Source organism: Streptomyces sp. NBC_00005, assembly GCF_045160215.1.
Lineage (GTDB): Bacteria > Actinomycetota > Actinomycetes > Streptomycetales > Streptomycetaceae > Streptomyces.
On the sequence record NZ_CP108316.1, the window covers coordinates 6,018,158 to 6,035,141 of the forward strand.

14 protein-coding genes are annotated in these 16,984 nt (G+C 71.3%); 4 read left to right on the plus strand and 10 right to left on the minus strand.

Annotated features, from left to right (window positions below):
• The first annotated feature begins 91 nt into the window (after window positions 1–91).
• Window positions 92–1,708, plus strand: a complete 1,617-nt coding sequence (locus tag OG303_RS27750) for an amidase (protein WP_405871697.1) — start codon at window positions 92–94, stop codon at window positions 1,706–1,708.
• Window positions 1,709–1,717: 9 nt separating this feature from the next.
• Here OG303_RS27750 and OG303_RS27755 read toward each other — a convergent pair whose 3' ends face one another.
• Together OG303_RS27755 and OG303_RS27760 are read right to left on the minus strand one after the other, a co-directional pair.
• The gene (locus OG303_RS27755; RefSeq protein ID WP_405871699.1) at window positions 1,718–2,305 is read right to left on the minus strand and encodes a Uma2 family endonuclease; all 588 of its coding nucleotides are present in this window, start codon (window positions 2,303–2,305) and stop codon (window positions 1,718–1,720) included.
• 205 nt (window positions 2,306–2,510) lie between these two features.
• Window positions 2,511–3,185: an SGNH/GDSL hydrolase family protein gene (locus tag OG303_RS27760; protein ID WP_405871701.1), complete on the minus strand. Its 675-nt coding sequence runs from the start codon at window positions 3,183–3,185 to the stop codon at window positions 2,511–2,513.
• A 118-nt stretch (window positions 3,186–3,303) separates the two neighbouring features.
• On the opposite strand from OG303_RS27760, the gene OG303_RS27765 reads away from it, so the two are divergent.
• Both OG303_RS27765 and OG303_RS27770 read left to right on the plus strand, forming a co-directional pair.
• Complete coding sequence (locus tag OG303_RS27765; protein WP_405871702.1) at window positions 3,304–4,281, plus strand: WD40 repeat domain-containing protein; 978 nt, start codon at window positions 3,304–3,306, stop codon at window positions 4,279–4,281.
• Window positions 4,282–4,456: 175 nt separating this feature from the next.
• On the plus strand, window positions 4,457–5,992 hold the full coding sequence (locus tag OG303_RS27770) for a cellulase family glycosylhydrolase (RefSeq protein ID WP_405877510.1): 1,536 nt from the start codon (window positions 4,457–4,459) through the stop codon (window positions 5,990–5,992).
• Between the two features lie 49 nt (window positions 5,993–6,041).
• On the opposite strand, the gene OG303_RS27775 is transcribed toward OG303_RS27770, so the two are convergent.
• The 8 genes from OG303_RS27775 to OG303_RS27810 all read right to left on the minus strand — a co-directional run bounded on the left by OG303_RS27775 (window position 6,042) and on the right by OG303_RS27810 (window position 13,652).
• The gene (locus OG303_RS27775) at window positions 6,042–6,524 is read right to left on the minus strand and encodes a hypothetical protein (protein WP_405871703.1); all 483 of its coding nucleotides are present in this window, start codon (window positions 6,522–6,524) and stop codon (window positions 6,042–6,044) included.
• 158 nt (window positions 6,525–6,682) lie between these two features.
• Window positions 6,683–7,801: a phosphoserine transaminase gene (serC, locus tag OG303_RS27780; RefSeq protein WP_405871705.1), complete on the minus strand. Its 1,119-nt coding sequence runs from the start codon at window positions 7,799–7,801 to the stop codon at window positions 6,683–6,685.
• Window positions 7,802–7,886: 85 nt separating this feature from the next.
• Window positions 7,887–9,107, minus strand: coding sequence for a cytochrome P450 (locus OG303_RS27785; protein ID WP_405871706.1), 1,221 nt, complete (start codon window positions 9,105–9,107; stop codon window positions 7,887–7,889).
• A 101-nt stretch (window positions 9,108–9,208) separates the two neighbouring features.
• On the minus strand, window positions 9,209–10,423 hold the full coding sequence (locus OG303_RS27790) for a cytochrome P450 (RefSeq protein WP_405871707.1): 1,215 nt from the start codon (window positions 10,421–10,423) through the stop codon (window positions 9,209–9,211).
• Window positions 10,420–11,052 carry a GTP-binding protein gene (locus tag OG303_RS27795; RefSeq protein ID WP_405871708.1) on the minus strand — a complete coding sequence of 211 codons (633 nt, stop codon included), beginning with the start codon at window positions 11,050–11,052 and terminating at the stop codon, window positions 10,420–10,422. Before OG303_RS27795 ends, OG303_RS27790 begins: the two co-directional genes overlap by 4 nt.
• Window positions 11,033–11,380 (minus strand): DUF742 domain-containing protein, encoded by a 348-nt coding sequence (locus OG303_RS27800; protein ID WP_405871710.1) that lies wholly within the window; start codon window positions 11,378–11,380, stop codon window positions 11,033–11,035. The genes OG303_RS27795 and OG303_RS27800 overlap by 20 nt, the downstream gene beginning before the upstream one ends.
• The gene (locus tag OG303_RS27805) at window positions 11,377–11,784 is read right to left on the minus strand and encodes a roadblock/LC7 domain-containing protein (RefSeq protein WP_405871712.1); all 408 of its coding nucleotides are present in this window, start codon (window positions 11,782–11,784) and stop codon (window positions 11,377–11,379) included. Before OG303_RS27805 ends, OG303_RS27800 begins: the two co-directional genes overlap by 4 nt.
• Window positions 11,781–13,652 (minus strand): ATP-binding protein, encoded by a 1,872-nt coding sequence (locus tag OG303_RS27810; protein WP_405871713.1) that lies wholly within the window; start codon window positions 13,650–13,652, stop codon window positions 11,781–11,783. Before OG303_RS27810 ends, OG303_RS27805 begins: the two co-directional genes overlap by 4 nt.
• A 224-nt stretch (window positions 13,653–13,876) precedes the next feature.
• On the opposite strand from OG303_RS27810, the gene OG303_RS27815 reads away from it, so the two are divergent.
• Window positions 13,877–16,810 carry an FAD-binding and (Fe-S)-binding domain-containing protein gene (locus tag OG303_RS27815; protein ID WP_405871714.1) on the plus strand — a complete coding sequence of 978 codons (2,934 nt, stop codon included), beginning with the start codon at window positions 13,877–13,879 and terminating at the stop codon, window positions 16,808–16,810.
• Window positions 16,811–16,984 lie beyond the last annotated feature (174 nt).

The window sequence follows — 16,984 nt, forward strand, 5'->3', positions numbered from 1 at the left end:
TCCCCCGGTGCCGGACTGGGGTTGTCACCCGGGCTGAACAGGGGGGCAGCCGGGGCGAGTTACGGCGCTTGCGGCTCTAGCGTCGATGTACATGGAGGACACGGAGCGGAATCACACCACCCGCCGCAGCGTGCTCGCGCTCGGCACCGCGGCGGCGGCCACGCCATGGCTCGGACCGGCCCCGGCTCAGGCCCAGGAACAGGCTCACGCCGCCGCCCCCGGAGAGCTCGACGAGCTCGGTATCGCGGAGTTGCGCAGCCGGATGGCCGACGGGCGGCTCGACGCCGTACGCCTGACCCGTTACTACCTGGAGCGGATCGAGCGCATCGACCCGCTCCTGCACTCGGTGATCGAGGTCAATCCCGACGCCCTGCGCGAGGCTCGGCGGCTGGACGGCGAGCGGCGTCCGCGGGGGCCGTTGCACGGCCTGCCCGTCCTGTTGAAGGACCTGGTGGAGACCGGGGACCGGATGCACACGACGGCCGGATCGCTCGCCCTGGAGGGGCTTCGGCCTGCGAAGGACGCCACCGTCGCCGCCCGGCTGCGCGCCGCCGGTGCCGTGATCCTCGGCAAGACCAATCTGAGCGAGTGGGCGGGTGGCATGTCGATCACCCACCATGCCGGGTGGAGTGCGCGCGGGGGCCAGACCCGCAACCCGTACAAGCTGGACCGGTCGCCGAACGAGTCCAGCTCCGGCACGGGGGCCGCCGTCGCGGCCAACCTGTGCGTCGCCGGGATCGGCACCGAGACGAACGGCTCGATCATCGACCCGGCCTCCGCGAACTGTGTCGTCGGGGTCAAGCCGACCGTCGGACTGGTCGGGCGAGGAGGTGTGATCCCCGGTGTGCCGAGTCAGGACAGCGTCGGTCCGCTCGCCCGTACGGTCCGTGACGCCGCGATCCTGCTGGGCACCCTCGTGGGTGTCGACGAGCGCGATCCCGCGACCGGGGCGAGCCGCGGCCGCTTCCACCGTGACTACACCCGCTTCCTCGACGCCGACGGGTTGCGCGGCGCACGCATCGGCGTACCGCGCAACGTCTACTTCGGCTACGACGTCCACGCCGACGCGATCGCGGAACGGGCGATCGGCGCGATGCGCGAGGCCGGTGCGACCGTCGTCGACCCGGCCGACATCCCGACGGCGGAACAGCTGGAAGACCTGCCCAGCTCGATGGTCGTCCAGGCGTACGAGTTCAAGCGGGCGCTGAACGCCTATCTGGCCGCCGGCCCCGGCGACCACCCGCGCAGCCTGGCGGAGTTGATCGAGTTCAACCGCGCGCACGCCGACCGCGAGCTGCGCTATGTCCGGCAGGACGGGCTGGAGGCGGTGCAGCGGCTGGACTTCACCGAGCGCGAGTACCGCGAGGCGCTGGCGACCAACCACCGGCTGTCGCGCGCGGAGGGCATCGACGCGGTGCTGCGTCGGCACCGGCTGGACGCGTTGGTCATGCCGACCACCGGCCCTCCGGCCAAGATCGACCTGATCCGCGGGGACACCTACGGCGGCGGCGCCTCCACACCCGCCGCCCTCGCCGGCTACCCCGCCATCAGCGTCCCGGCGGGCTTCGCCTTCGGCCTGCCGGTCGGCCTGACCTTCATGGGCACGGCGTGGAGCGAGCCGACACTGCTGCGGCTGGCGTACGCGTACGAGCGGGCGAGCCGGGTGCGCCGGACGCCGACGTATCGGCCGGCCGACGTGGGGTTCTGAGGGGCGGCATCAGTCGCGGGGGAACTCGTCGGTTTTGAGGGTGAGGCCGATCACGGTGCCGGTGAGGTCCAGGTCGTCCCCGAACGCGACCTTCGTTTCGGTCGCGTAGTCGTCGCCCTTGGGGTGGGTGTAGATGTGGCAGCGCCCCTGGTATGGGTCGGCGATGACGTAGACGGAGACCTCGGCGAGGGCGTAGGCGGTCTTCTTCGGGCCGTAGTCGTTGGCGGCGGTGCCCTTGGAGATCACCTCGGCGACGAACTCGACGTCCTCGAAGCGCCAGCGCCCTTCCTGCGTCTTGGCGGCGCTCTCGGCCATCGCCGTCACGTCGGTCGCGAATCCGTTGAGATGACCCGGGTAGTCGATACGGACGTCGGACTTCAAGCGCTTCCGGGGGTACTTGGTCCGCAACTGCTCGACGATGTCCAGGATGATCTCCCAGCGGGTGTCCCGCTGCGGCGACATGAAGACGGTCCCCTCGACGATCTCGACCTTGTATCCCTCGGGGACGGGCATCTTCTCGAGCCGCTCGAACATCTCGTCCAGCGTGCTCGTGTTGTCGCTCTCGGCCATCGCGATCCTGTCTTCAAGGACGGTCATCGTGGCGCTCCTCCCCGGCTGCCTCATGGACGAGCACAGCCGCGCAGTACAACGATACGCACGGTGACCAGGACACGCGGAGGGACGCGCATGCCGGACGACCACGCACACCTCGCACACCTCGTCCGCCGCACTCTCGGCGACGACAACATCCGCGCCATCCACCCAACTGCCAGTTCCTGTAGGGGGAATGGCTCCGGGACGACTACGCCTCGTAGGGCTCGCCCACGTCCCATGCCTGGTGCATGGCGTCCGCGAACGCCGCCGCGATCTTGTGCTCGCCGCTCGCGTTCGGGTGCGTGCCGTCGTACGTGTCCAGGTGGATGTCGTACGACCGCGGAGGCGAGGCCAGCAACAGCGGGGAGCGCGGCTCGTCCAGGTCGGCGACCGCCTTCCCGAGCAGCTCGTTGAAGAGCTTCACCTGGGCCCCGAAGGGGGCGTCGTCAACGGCGCGGACGTTCGGGATCACCGGCAGCACGACCATGCGTACGCGCGGCCCGGCCGCCCGCGCCTCTTCCACGAACCGGCGCACGTTCTCCGCCGTCTGCTCCGCGTTGGTGTAGAACCCCAGGTCGATCAGGCCCAGGGAGACGAGGAGCACGTCCGCCCGGTGCGCCCGCACCGCCTCGCCGATCAGCGGCGCCATGTGCAGCCAGCCCTCGCCCCAGCCGGCCAGGTGGGCGCGCGGGAAGTCCGGGTCGGCGTACTCGTACGACGTCGGTGCGTCCGTCGCCTTGTCGTGCAGCGTCTCGCGCGGGCCGACGAGGGCGAACGGGCCGCCGTACGTCTCGCGCAGGTGCTCCCACATCCGGTAACGCCATGTGTGCTCGCCCGCGCTTCCGATCGTCATGGAGTCGCCGACCGGCATGAACCTAAGCATCCGCTCATGATGGGCGATCGGGGAGGGATCAAAGGGGCGGTCGGCGTGTGAGGCCTGCCACGGTGGGGCCTCGGGGCGCTCACCGTGAACCGTCCGCCGGGATGGCAGGCTTGGGGGCATGCGCCGACCGTTCGCTCTCACCGCCGGAGTCCTGCTTGTGGGCGTCCTCGCCCTGCCCGCCTCCGCCGCCGACGGCGACGGCAAGGGTGATCAGGGGTTCACCATCAAGGACTCGCGCATCACCGAGTCCAGCGGCCTCGCCGCCTCCCACCTGCACCCCGGCATCTACTGGACCCACAACGACAGCGACGACGGGCCGTACCTCTACGCCGTCGACAGCAGCACCGGGAAGACGGTCGCCCGCGTCACCCTCAGCGGCATCGGCTCGCCCCGCGACGTCGAGGCCATCTCCATCGGCCCCGACAACCAGATCTACGTCGGCGACATCGGCGACAACCTCGGCGGCAAGTGGCCGTATGTGTGGATCTATCAGCTGCCCGAGCCGAAGAAGCTGGTCGACCAGACGATCCGGGCCACGCAGTACGTCGTGAAGTACTCGGACGGGGCCCGCAACGCCGAGTCGCTCGTCGTCGATCCGAAGACCGGGCGCGCGTACATCATCGACAAGAACGAGGACGGCGGGCACCTGTACGAGGGCCCGGCCAAGCTCTCCGCCTCCGGCACGAACATCTTCAAGCCCGTCGCCGCCGTCGACCTCTGGGCCACCGACGCCGCCATCTCCCCCGACGACGAACAGCTCGCCGTGCGCGGCTACTTCGGCGGCATCTACTACGACTGGAACGGCGGGAAGATCAAGCGAAAGGGCCGGCTCGACGTGCCCCTCCAGGGGCAGGGAGAGTCCGTCAGCTACTCCGCCGACGGTTCCAAGCTCATGTACGGCAGCGAGGGCGACGACAGCCCCGTAAAGGCGGAGGACCCACCGGGCGGCTCCAAGTCCCCCTCGGCAAGCGGCAGTTCGGACGCCTCGGGAGGCGGCGACGACGGCTCGGCCGGCAACATCAAGGTCGGCGCCGTCGCGGTGGCGGTCGCGGTCCTGGCACTGTTCGGGCTGCGCCGTCTGACGCGTCGTCACTAGTGCCGCGACAGGCAGTGGTCGGCCGCCTGATCCGCCAACAGTCTCGCTCCTCGGCTCTCCTCTCCTCCCTCCTCTCTTGACGCGAGCATGACTTATCTGTTCCCTGGGAGGCGTGCGGGGCATGGGAGCGCTCCCATCTGTTCCGGGCCCGCGCCTCCCGAGAGGAGATCGCGACATATTCCGCAGCCTGCGAAGAGCGCTGTGTGCTGTTGCCGCGGCGCTTCTGTTACCGCTGGCCGGTGTTGGTGTTGGTGTTGGTGTTGGTGTCGGTACGGCGGATGCGGCCGAGGCGCCCGGTGGTGGTTACTGGCATACCAGTGGCCGGCAGATCCTGGACGAGGCCGGGCAGCCGGTGCGCATCGCCGGGATCAACTGGTTCGGCTTCGAGACCGGCAACTACGTCGTCCACGGGCTCTGGTCCCGCGACTACAAGTCCATGATCGACCAGATGAAGTCGCTCGGCTACAACACCATCCGGCTGCCCTACAGCGACGACATCCTCAAGTCCTCGACCGTGCCCAACAGCATCGACTTCAGCAGCGGCAAGAACGCCGACCTGCAGGGTCTCAACTCCCTGCAGGTCATGGACAGGATCGTGGCGTACGCCGGTCAGGACGGCCTCAAGGTCATCCTCGACCGGCACCGGCCGGACTCGGGCGGGCAGTCGGCGCTCTGGTACACGGCGGCGGTCCCCGAGTCGACATGGATCGCCGACCTCAAGGCGCTCGCGGCCCGTTACGAGGGCCAGGACGCCGTCATCGGCATCGATCTGCACAACGAGCCGCACGATCCCGCCTGTTGGGGCTGCGGGGACGCGGCGACCGACTGGCGGCTGGCCGCGCAGCGCGCGGGCAACGCCGTGCTCTCGGTCAATCCCGAGCTGCTGATCTTCGTCGAGGGCGTGCAGACCTTCAACGGCGTCTCCGGCTGGTGGGGCGGCAACCTGATGGGGGTCGGCCAGTATCCGGTGCAGTTGGACGTCGCGAACAGGGTCGTCTACTCCGCCCACGACTACGCCACCAGCGTCGCCCAGCAGTCCTGGTTCAGCGACCCGACGTTCCCCGACAACATGCCGGGCGTCTGGGACAAGTACTGGGGCTACATCTTCAAGCAGAACATCGCGCCCGTGTGGGTGGGGGAGTTCGGTACGACGCTGGCCTCGACGGTGGACCAGAAGTGGCTGGCGGCGCTGGTGAGTTACCTGCGGCCGACGTCGACGTACGGCGCGGACTCCTTCCACTGGACCTTCTGGTCCTGGAACCCCAACTCCGGTGACACGGGCGGGATCCTGAAGGACGACTGGGCGACCGTGGACACCGTGAAGGACGGGTATCTGGCGAGCGTCAAGGCGCCGCTCTTCCCGAGCACGGGCACGGGGGACGGCGGCGGTGGCGACGGCGGCGGGAGCACCGCCGCGTGCAGTGCCGCGTACACCGTCAGCAGTGACTGGGGGAGCGGATTCAACGCCGAGGTGAAGGTGACCAACACCGGGACCGGCGCGATCAGTTCGTGGAAGGTGAGCTGGGCCTTCGGCGGCTCGCAGCAGGTGACGAACATCTGGAACGCGTCGTACACCCAGAGCGGGGCGACCGTCACCGCGGTGAACGCCGATCACAACGGCAGTGTCCCGGCGGGCGGTTCGGTGAGCTTCGGGTTCGGGGCCGCGCCGGGAGGTGGTGGGGTGCCGAGTGTGACCTGCACGGCGGTGTGAGGAGGGGCGCCCGGTGCCGCCGGGCGCCCTCGTCGCCGTATGCCGGTGTTCAGCCGCGCAACGGCAGGATTCTGTGGGCCCGGCGTGGTTTGGGGGCGTCGAGCATGCTGACGCCGTTGTAGTGGCGGCCCCGGGCGAAGAGCACGGGAGTGGCGACGAACGTGACGAAGATCGAGACGACGCTGACGGAGAACAGCGTCGGGAGCGACTGGCCCTCGGGGAGGGTCTTGCCGCCCTCGTGGATGGCGTAACCGAACGCCACGAAGAAGACGATCGCGGACAGCGCGGCCAGGACCAGGAGGACGACGCCGGTCCGGCGGGTACGGGCCTCGGTGCGGACCTCGGCCAGAAGGGAGGCCTCGCACACGGTGCAGGTGAGTTCCACGGTCTGCTTGCCGGACTCCGGCCGACGCACCCGGTACTGACTGTCCCGCCAGGTGACCCTGCGGGTCCGGGTGAGGACGCCGGTCGTCCTGTCGCTCAGGATGTGGCGCACCGCAACCTGCGCTGTTCCCGGTATCGGTCTGTTCATGTCCTCGCAGTCCCCTCCGTCGCACGGCCCTATGCGGGCACATGGGGCACACAGTCTCGGGTGCGCGACGGCGGGGACTCAACGGCACGCGGAAGGCTTTGCCTTGATCATGCCTTCCGCGTAAACCAGCAGCTTTTGCGGGGAGTTGCTACGACCGGTTACAGCTTCTCGATCACGTAGTCGATGCACTTGGTGAGCGCCTCGACGTCCGCCGGGTCGATCGCCGGGAACATGGCGACGCGCAGCTGGTTGCGGCCGAGCTTGCGGTACGGCTCGGTGTCGACGATGCCGTTGGCGCGCAGGACCTTGGCGACGGCGGCCGCGTCGACCTCGTTGGTGAAGTCGATGGTGCCGATGACCTGGGAGCGCTTGGCCGGGTCGGTGACGAACGGCGTCGCGAACTTCACGTCCTCGGCCCAGCCGTACAGGCGGGTCGAGGAGTCCTTCGTGCGGGCCGTGGACCAGGCGAGGCCGCCCTGGCCGTTGATCCACTCCAGCTGCTGGTTCAGCAGGAAGAGCGTGGCGAGCGCCGGCGTGTTGTACGTCTGGTTCTTGCGGGAGTTGTCGATCGCCGTCGGGAGGCTGAAGAACTCCGGGACGTGGCGGCCGGACGCGTGGATGCGCTCGGCGCGCTCGATCGCGGCCGGGGAGAACACGGCGATCCACAGGCCGCCGTCGGAGGCGAAGGACTTCTGCGGGGCGAAGTAGTAGACGTCCGTCTCGGTGATGTCGACGGGCAGACCGCCGGCGCCGCTCGTCGCGTCCACCAGGACCAGCGCGCCCTCGTCGGCGCCCGCGACCCGCTTGATGGGGGCGGCGACACCGGTGGAGGTCTCGTTGTGCGTGAAGGCGTAGACGTCGACGCCCGCCTCGGCCGCCGGCTCCGGGTGGGTGCCGGGGTCGCTCGTGATCACGGTGGGCTCGGCCAGCCACGGGGCCAGCTTGGAGGCCTTCGCGAACTTCGAGCTGAACTCACCGAAGGTGAGGTGCTGCGACTTGTTCTCGATCAGACCGTGGGTCGCGACGTCCCAGAAGGCCGTGGAGCCGCCGTTGCCGAGGACGACCTCGTAGCCCTCGGGCAGCTGGAAGAGTTCGGAGATGCCCTCGCGCACCTGACCCACCAGGTTCTTGACCGGGGCCTGGCGGTGGGAGGTGCCGAGCAGGGAGGTACCGGTGGCGGCCAGCGCGTCCAGCGCTTCCGTCCGCACCTTGGAGGGGCCCGCGCCGAAACGTCCGTCGGCGGGCTTGATGTCAGCGGGAATCTGGATCTCAGCCACGAGCCGGAGCGTATCCCCTCGGTGAAACCGCACGGAAACGTGTCCGTTCGATGAGACGACTTCTCCGGCCCGTGGATGGGTGGGATCAGCTGGGAGGGGCGAGCCGTACCGGCAGCTCGAACAGGTCGTTCTGCGTCACCACCGGCTTGTTGCGCAGCTCGCTCGCCGGGACCGCGAGGTCCAGGGCCGGGAAGCGCTCGTACAGGGCCGGGAGGGCGACGGCCGCCTCCAGGCGGGACAGGGCCGCTCCGGGGCAGACATGGGGGCCGTGGCCGAAGGCGATGTGGCGGTTCTCCGAGGTGCGGGTGATGTCGAAGTCTCCGGCGGTCGGGCCGTGGGCCTGCTCGTCGCGGCCGATCGCGGCGTAGGAAACGATCAGCGCGTCACCTGCCGGGAGGACTGTGTCGCCGACCTGGACGTCCTCGGTGGCGAAGCGGATCAGGACGTGCGAGGTGGGGGTGGAGTGGCGGAGGGTCTCCTCGACGACGGACGACCAGTCGGCCTCGCCGGACAGGACCAGGGCCCGCTGGTCGGGGTGGAGCGACAGGTTGACCACCGCGTTGACGATGAGCGAGATCGTCGTCTCGTGGCCCGCCGCGACCATCAGCTGGAGCGTGGAGACGATCTCCGCGTCGGTGAGGTGGTCGCCGTTCTCCGAGGCCAGGATCAGGGCGGAGGTCAGGTCGTCGCCGGGCTCGGCGCGCTTGGCGGCGACCGTCTCGGCCATGATGCCCGCGAGTTCGGTGAGCGTGGCGATGACCTCGGCGGGCGGGGTCTGCGTCGAGAAGAACTTCTCGAAGAGCTCCTTGAGGCGGGGGAGCTTCGCCTCGTCGATGCCCATCAGGTCGGCGACGACGTACATGGGGAGGGGGTAGGCGAAGTCGGCCTTCAGGTCGACGACCGTGCCGGGGCCGGTCGGCAGCCGGTCCAGCAGGCCTGCGGTGAACTTGGAGATCCGCTCCCGCATCTGCTCCACCCGGCGCGGGGTGAGCGCCTGCGCGACCAGCGTGCGCATACGGCGGTGGTCGGCGCCGTCCACGGTGAGCATGGAGCGGCCCGGGTTGGCGAGCCCGATCAGCGGCCAGTCCGGCGGGATCTCGCCGCGCCGCCAGGCGCCCCAGACCTCGATGTCCTTCACGAGCCGGGGATCGGTGAGGAGTTGTTTCGCCTCGGCGTGGTGCGTGACCGCCCAGACGGGGACACCGCCGGGCAGTTCCACGGCGGCCAGCGGGCCCGCCGCGCGCAGCCTCGCGCTCTCGCCGTCCAGGTCGGTGACGAAGGGGTCGAGCGCGATACGGGTGGTCATGTGGACGTGCCTCCAAGGGCCGGGGTCGGGGTACTGCGCCAGCTGGGGGGACAACCCCCGGACCCCCGGCAGAACGGCAGGCCGGCCGGGGTGACGCAGGGTCAGAGGGCGGGTACGGGCGTGAACCGGACAGGCAGCTCGGTCAGCCCTCTGAGCCACGGCGAGGGCCGACGCGTCAGGGACTCGGCCCCGACGGCCAGGTCGATGTCGGGGAGGCGGTCCAGTACGACCTCGATGCCCGTGCGCGCGATGACCTCGGCGACCTCCTGCGCGGGGAACGGGCACCGGTGCTCGCCGTGCCCGAACGAGAAGTGCGCGCTGTTGCCGCCGGTGAGCGCGGAGCCGTCGGTGCGCACCTGCGGGTCGGAGTTGGCGCCCTGCAGACCGAGCAGCAGCAGGTCGCCGGCGCGGATGCGGCGGCCGCCGAGCTGGGTGTCCCGGGACGCCCAGCGGCCGGCCACGTTCTGGGTGGGCGTGTCCTCCCACAGCACCTCGTTCATGGCGTCGGCGACGCTGTTGCGGCCGCCGAACAGGGAGGCTGCGAAGCGGTCGTCGGTCAGCATCAGGCGCAGCGAGTTGCCGATCCAGTCGGCGGTGGGCTGGTGACCCGCCGCCATCATCACCATCAGGTCCTGGGCGATCTCCTCGTCGGTGAAGCCGCTGCGGTTCGCCAGCATCCTCGACACGACGTCGTCGTCGGGCCGGGCCCGCCGGTCGGCCAGCAACCGGACCATGGAGGAGGCCAGATGGGTCTGGCCGGCGATCGCCCGGTCCCGGCCGTCGATCATGTCGTTCAGCGCGGTCACCAGGCCGGGCCCCTGCTCGTCCCGGAAGCCGTAGAGGCGGGCCAGGACACGCACGGGCAGCAGCATGGCGTAGTCCGCCACGATGTCCGTCTCGCCGCGCGAGCAGATCGCGTCGATCAGTTCGTCGGCGAACCTCTCGGCGTACGCGCGCAGTTCGGAGGGGTTCACGGCCTCCAGCGCGTCGCTGATCATCGCGGCCCGCTCGCGGTGGCGCTCGCCGACCGTGTAGAGGATCGACGGCTGCCTGCGGCCGATCATCGGCAGCAGCGGCCAGTCGTCGGGGATGCGGTCCCACTGGTTCCACAGGTCCGAGTCCCGGCTGAACAGCACCGGATCGCCGGTGACCTGGTGCAGCTCGCGGTAGCCGAGCACCAGCCAGGCCGGTACGTCGCCGTCGAGCACGACCGGCGTCACGGCACCGTGCTCGCGCCGCATCTCCCGGTACAGCCGCGCCGGTTCGGTCTGGAACCTGGGCCCGCCGAGCGGGACGGGGGCGGTGGGGGCGGTCACAGCGCCAACTCCTCGGGAATGGGCGGTACTTGAGCGACGTACCGGTTCTTGACGTGTTCGACCAGGGTGATCAGGACCTGCTTGCCGGAGGCGCGGGAGCGGGCGTCGCAGTCGAGCAACGGGACGTGCGGGTCGAGGTCGAGGGCCTCGCGGATCTGCCGCCGGGCGTAGGTGGGGCCGCCGAAGTCGTTGCAGGCCACGATGAACGGCGTGCCGTGGTGTTCGAGGCGGTCGATGGCGTACCAGGAGTCGTCGATACGGCGGGTGTCGACGAGGACGACCGCGCCGAGCGTCCCGGAGAACAGGCGGTCCCACAGGAACCAGAAGCGTTCCTGGCCCGGCGCGCCGAACAGGTAGAGCACGTTGCGGGCGTCGAGCGTGATGCGGCCGAAGTCGAAGGCGACCGTGGTGGCCTTCTTGTCGCGCACCTCGCTGATGTCGTCGACGGTCTCGCCGGCCCGGGTCATCGTCTCCTCGGTGTTGAGGGGGCGTATCTCGCTGACCGAGCGGACCAGGGTGGTCTTGCCGACGCCGAAGCCGCCGACGACCACGATCTTCAGGCCGTTGTCGGCGGAGGCACCCAGGGGGGCACGCGTCTCGGCGGCTGTGTCAGAGGTTGCGGAGTCCAACGAGCACCTGTTCCAGGACGTCGGGATCGAGGACGGCGGCCTTGCGCGGGTGGCGGGCGCTGACGCGGCCGGCCGCGAGGAGGTCGGCGAGCAGGATCTTGGTGATGCTCACCGGCAGCTTCAGCTCGGCGGCCAACTCCACCACGGCCGTGGGGAGTTGGGTCAGCCGCAGGATCGCCGCCTGCTCCGACTGCAGGCCGGGCGCCGGGTCGGACTCGGCGACCACGAGGGTCACCAGGTCGAAGGGGCTGTCCGGCGCGGAGTGGGCGCGGCCTCCGGTGAGGGTGTAGAGGCGGTCGGGTGAGTCGTCCCTGCCGGGGCGGCTCATGACATGCGGGGCTGCGCGGTCAGATGTTCGCCGAGCTGCTCCACGAGTTCGGTCATGTTGTGGCCGACCAGGCCGGCGTCGGCGTCCTCGGAGGTCACCACCGCCAGATGGGCGCCGTCGCCCGCCTCGACGATGAACAGCACCCCTCCGTAGAACTCGGTCATCGCCGAGCGCACGCCCCCGCTGCCGTCCCCGAACTCCACCGAGGCGCCGTGCGACAGCGACTGGATTCCGGCGGCGATCGCGGCGAGCTGGTCGGCCTGGTCGACGGTGAGCTCGGGTGTCCGGCACAGCTTCAGGCCGTCCCGGGACAGCACGAGCGCGTGCCGCGTGCCCGGGGTGCGCTCGAGGAGGCCCTCGATGAGCCAGGTGAGCTTCTCGTCGGCGGTGGACGTGCCGGTCATGACGTGGGGTGGCCTTCCGGGTGCGGGTGGGAGGGGGCTGAGGTGTCCGGGGTGCGTACGGATGGGTCCGGGCTGCCTGTGGCGGGTTCGGGCGTGGTTGCGTCGCCGTCCTCGTCCGGTGCCGGTGCGCCCTGGTCCGAGAGCGAGCCGCGTACCGCCCGGCGGAAGCTGCTGAAGCGGGCGGCGCGGGTCAGCGGGTCGTCCAGGGAGACGGGGGCGGGTTCCGGCTCGGACCCGGCAAAACCGACGGCACGCGCACGCGTGCGGTCACGTTCGCGGTCCGCCTCGACGGCACGCGCGCGTGCGCGCTCCCGTTCCCGCTCGGCCTGGGCGAGGGCGTGACCCCGGCGGCGCTTGGGCAGGCCCGCGGAGAGGGAGGCGGGGAGGGAACCGGCACCGCGGTCCGGGGACTCGTGGGTGGGCACGGGGTCCCGGTCGAGCCCTGCGGTGACGTGGTGGTCGTCGTCGTACGGCACGTGCGCGTGACCGTCGCCGTACGACTCCTGCGCCGGCTCGTCGGCGGACGGCCAGGGCTTCCCGGCGGCCGGCCGCTGCGGGTCACTGTCGGCCGGTGTCCCGGACATGCCGTCGGCCGACGCGTGGGGGCTCCCCTCGGCCGGTGTCGCGGGCGTCCTGTCACCCGGCACCCGGGGTGTGCCGTCGGTCGGCCGGGGGCGTGCCGCCGGCGTCTCCGGAAGGGTGGTGAGCCCGTCCGGGGGGCGCGGCGCGTACTGCTCGGGGACGAGGATGTCCTGCGGGACGAGCATCAGGACGCCGGTGCCGCCGCGCGCGGACGGCCGGAAGGACACCTTCACGCCGTACTTGCGGGCGAGGCGCCCGACGACCGCGAGGCCGAGCCGGGTGCCGGTGAGGCCGCCCAGTTCGACGTCCTCGCCGGACACGGCGCGTTCGGCGCGGCGCAGCTGCACCTCGCTCATGACCAGCCCGCTGTCCTCGACGGACACGATGACCCCGGCCGGCACCTCCTCGACGTAGACGTGCACCTCGGCGGTCGGCGGCGAGAAGTTGGCCGCGTTGTCGAGGAGTTCGGCGAGCGCGTGCATCACGCCCTCGGCGGCGTGTCCGGCGACGGCGGCCTCGCAGGCGGAGTGCACGCGCACGCGTTGGTAGCCGCTGATCCGGCCCATCGCGCCGCGCAGGATCGACTCCATGGAGATGGGGCGGGCCCAGCGGCGGCCGGAGCGGGCGCCGGTGAGGACGGCCACCGAGTCGGCGAGCCGGCCCGCCTGCGCGGTGCGGTGGTCGAGGTGGAGCAGGTCGGCGAGGACGTCCTCGTCGGCGTGCCGCTCCTCCATGGCGCGCAGGTCGGCGAGCATGCCGGTGGCCAGGGCCTGCATCCGGCCCGCCGCGTTGGCGGTCGCCGAGACGGCGGCGGCGCGGTCGTGGTCGGCGCGGCGGGCGGTCTCGGTCAGGCGGGCGTTCTCGGCGGCGAGGCGGGTGCGCTCCTGGGTGAACTCGGCGTTCAGCCGGGCGCGTTCCTGGGCGAGCTCGGCGGCCGAGCGGCCACGCTCACGCGTCAGCTCCTCGGTCAGCCGCACGCGCTCCTGGTCGAACTCCGCGCTCTGCCGGATCCGGTCCTGCAGCAGCCGGCCGGTGTCCTGGGTGACGGCCTCCAGGCGGCGGTGGGTGATCCGGGCCGTCTGGACCGCATGGGTGGCCACGGCGACGACCGCGCACAGCAGCAGGGCACCGCCGCCCGCGCCGAGCGCGAGCGGGACGCGGTCCGCCTCCGGTGCCCGGGCGACCGCGCCGGCCACCGCGAGGGCGGCCAGTACGGCGGTGAGCAGGGGGACGGTCGCGAGGGTGCGGAAGGAGGGTCGTTCGCCGGGATGGGTGGGGGCGGTCATGAGTGGGGTCCTCGGTCGGGGTCCTCGGTCGCCCTGGTTCGGGAGGTTCGCTGTCGCTCCTGGGCATGAAGCGACACAGGTTGCTCAACTGGCCGTCACTATATGGGAGTTGGTGATCATTTTGGGAAGGTTCTGAAGGCGTTTAACAGATTCCGACCGGCACTTGACGGGTCCGGGTGGACAAAGGCGTCGTCACTGTCAGTGGCGGGATGCATGCTGGTTGCATGACGGATCTCGAGGCGGAGCTGCTCAGGGCCGTCCGGGGTGAGGTCGGGTTCGACGTCACGTCCCGGGCGCTGGTCACCATGGACGCGTCCAACTACCGGCGGGTCCCGCTGGGGGTGGTGGCTCCTCGGGACGCCGAGGACGTGGCGGCCGTGCTGGGGGTGTGCCGGGAGCGCGGGGTGCCGGTCGTCGCCCGCGGCGGGGGGACGTCCATCGCCGGGCAGGCCACCGGCACCGGCGTCGTCCTGGACTTCACCCGGCACATGAACCGCCTGGTGTCGATCGACCCGCAGGCGCGCACCGCCGTCGTCCAGCCCGGCCTGGTCCTGGACCGCCTCCAGGAGGCCGCCGTCCCGCACGGGCTGCGCTTCGGCCCCGACCCGTCCACGCACAGCCGGTGCACGCTCGGCGGGATGATCGGGAACAACTCGTGCGGCTCGCATTCCGTGGCGTGGGGGACGACCGCGGACAGCGTGCGGGAGCTGGACGTGCTCACCGCGCGCGGGGAGCGGCTGCGGCTCGGGCAGGAGTGGGCCGGGGCGCCGGAGGGGCTGCGGACGCTGGTGGAGGGCGAGTTGGCGCGGCTGCGGACCGGGTTTCCCCAGCTGCCCCGCCGTATCTCCGGGTATGCGCTGGACGCGCTGCTGCCGGAGAAGGGCGCGGACGTCGCCCGCTCCTTCTGCGGCAGCGAGGGCACCTTGGGGGTGCTCACGGAAGCCGTCGTACGGCTGGTCGAGGCACCCCGCGCGCGGGCGCTCGCCGTGCTGGCGTACGCCGACGAGAGCGCCGCCGCCGAGGCCGCGGCCGGCCTGTTGACGTACGGGCCGCTGACGGTGGAGGGGATGTCGGCGGACCTGGTCCCGTCCGCGGCCGCGCTGCCGCGAGGCGCGGCCTGGCTGTTCGTGGAGACGGGAGGGGAGTCGGCGGGGGAGGCACGCGCGCGTGCGGAGGCGATCGTGCGGGCCGCCGATGTCGTCGACTCGCTCGTCGTCACCGATCCGGGCGGGCAGCGGGCGCTGTGGCGGATCCGGGAGGACGCGAGCGGTACGGCGACCCGGATGCCGGACGGGAGCGAGGCCTGGCCGGGGTGGGAGGACTGCGCGGTGCCGCCCGCCCGGCTCGGCGCGTATCTGCGGGACTTCAGGGTCCTGCTGACCGCACACGGCCTGCGCGGCACGCCTTACGGGCACTTCGGGGACGGCTGCATCCACGTCCGCATCGACTTCGACCTGCTGAGCGAGGCGGGCGTCGGCCGCTTCCGGCGCTTCTCGCAGGAGCTCGCCGACCTGGTCGTGACGCACGGCGGTTCGCTGTCCGGGGAGCACGGCGACGGTCAGGCACGCGCCGAGCTGCTGCCGAGGATGTACGGCGAGGAGATGGTGGCCCTCTTCGAGCGCGTGAAGGGAGCCTGGGACCCGGACGACCTCCTCAACCCCGGCATCCTGGTGCGCCCTTCGCCCCTGGACACGAACCTCCGCTTCTCCGTGCTGCCCCGCAAGCCGGTGGACGTGGCCTTCGGCTACCCGGCGGACGGCGGCGACTTCTCCGCGGCGGTCAGGCGCTGCGTGGGCGTCGCCAAATGCCGTACGACATCGGCGTCCGGCTCGTCCGTGATGTGCCCGTCCTTCCGGGCGACCGGCGAGGAGGAGCACTCCACGCGCGGGCGGGCCCGACTGCTGCACGAGATGCTCGCGGGCGAGCTGGTGACCGACGGCTGGCGGTCCACGGAGGTCCGGGACGCGCTGGACCTGTGCCTGTCCTGCAAGGGCTGCCGCTCCGACTGCCCGGTCGAGGTCGACATGGCCACGTACAAGGCGGAGTTCCTGCACCACCACTACGAGGGGCGCCGCCGCCCGGCCGCGCACTACAGCATGGGGTGGCTGCCGGTATGGCTGCGCTGGACGGCCCGTACGCGCACGGCGCCGGTCGTCAACGCCCTCGCGTCCGTACGGCCGTTGGCGTGGGCGGCGAAGCGGCTCGGGGGGATCGCGCCCGAGCGGGGGATCCCGCGGGTGGCGACGGTGCCGTTCAGCCGGTGGTGGAAGCGGCAGTTCAGGAAGCGGGTGCGGGGGTGGGCCGCCGGGGCGCGTGCGGGGCTGCGCCCCGACTTCCCCACCACGATGGTCTTCCTCTGGCCGGACACGTTCACGGAACACCTGTCGCCCTCCGTGGGCCGGGCGGCCGTGCGGGTGCTGGAGGCGGCCGGTCTGGGCCCGGTACCGCTGCCGACCCGCCGCTGGGTCGTGAAGCGGTCCCAGGACGGCGAGGTCGAGAGCGTCGGCGTGCATCCGTTGACGTCCCGCCGGGCACGCGCCTGCTGCGGACTGACGTACCTCTCGACGGGCCAACTGGACCGCGCCCGCGCGGTGTTGACCACCACACTCGACCTGCTCGGCCCCTATCTGCTGCCGGAGCTGGGGGTGGAGGATCCGCCGCCCGTCGTCGTCCTGGAACCGAGCTGCGCGGCCGCCCTCCGCACGGACCTGCCCGAACTCCTCCCCGACGACCCCCGGGCCGCCCGCCTCGCCGCGAGCGTCCTCACCTTCGCGGAGGCCCTGGAGAAGCTGGCCCCCGACTGGACCCCGCCCCGCCTGGACCGCCCGGTCACCGGACAGACCCACTGCCACCAGCACGCGGTCCTCGGCGACGGCGCGGACCGCCGCCTGCGCGAAGCCGCGGGTCTCACCGGGGAGCTGACGGGCGGATGCTGCGGCCTCGCGGGCAACTTCGGCTTCGAGAAGGGGCACTACGAGGTATCGGCGTCCTGCGCGGAGGATCAGCTCCTGCCGTCCGTGCGCAAGGCACCGAAGGAGGCGGTCGTGCTGGCGGACGGCTTCTCCTGCCGAACCCAGCTGGAACAGCTGGCCGGGGTGCGGGGGCGGCATCTGGCCGAGGTGCTGGCAGAGGGGCTGGACAGAGCGGGGGACGAGTGAGCCGACCCCGGAGTTCCGCGTGTTCCCCGGCCGCCTGCCGGGCTTCATAAGCCCACACTCAGGTTCATAAGAGAACTCTCAGGTTCGGTGCGCCATCAAAGGAATCTCCTAGGTTTTCACAGCCTCTGTTTGCCGTTACCACGCCGACTTTGCCGTTGCTTTAGATGGGGGACG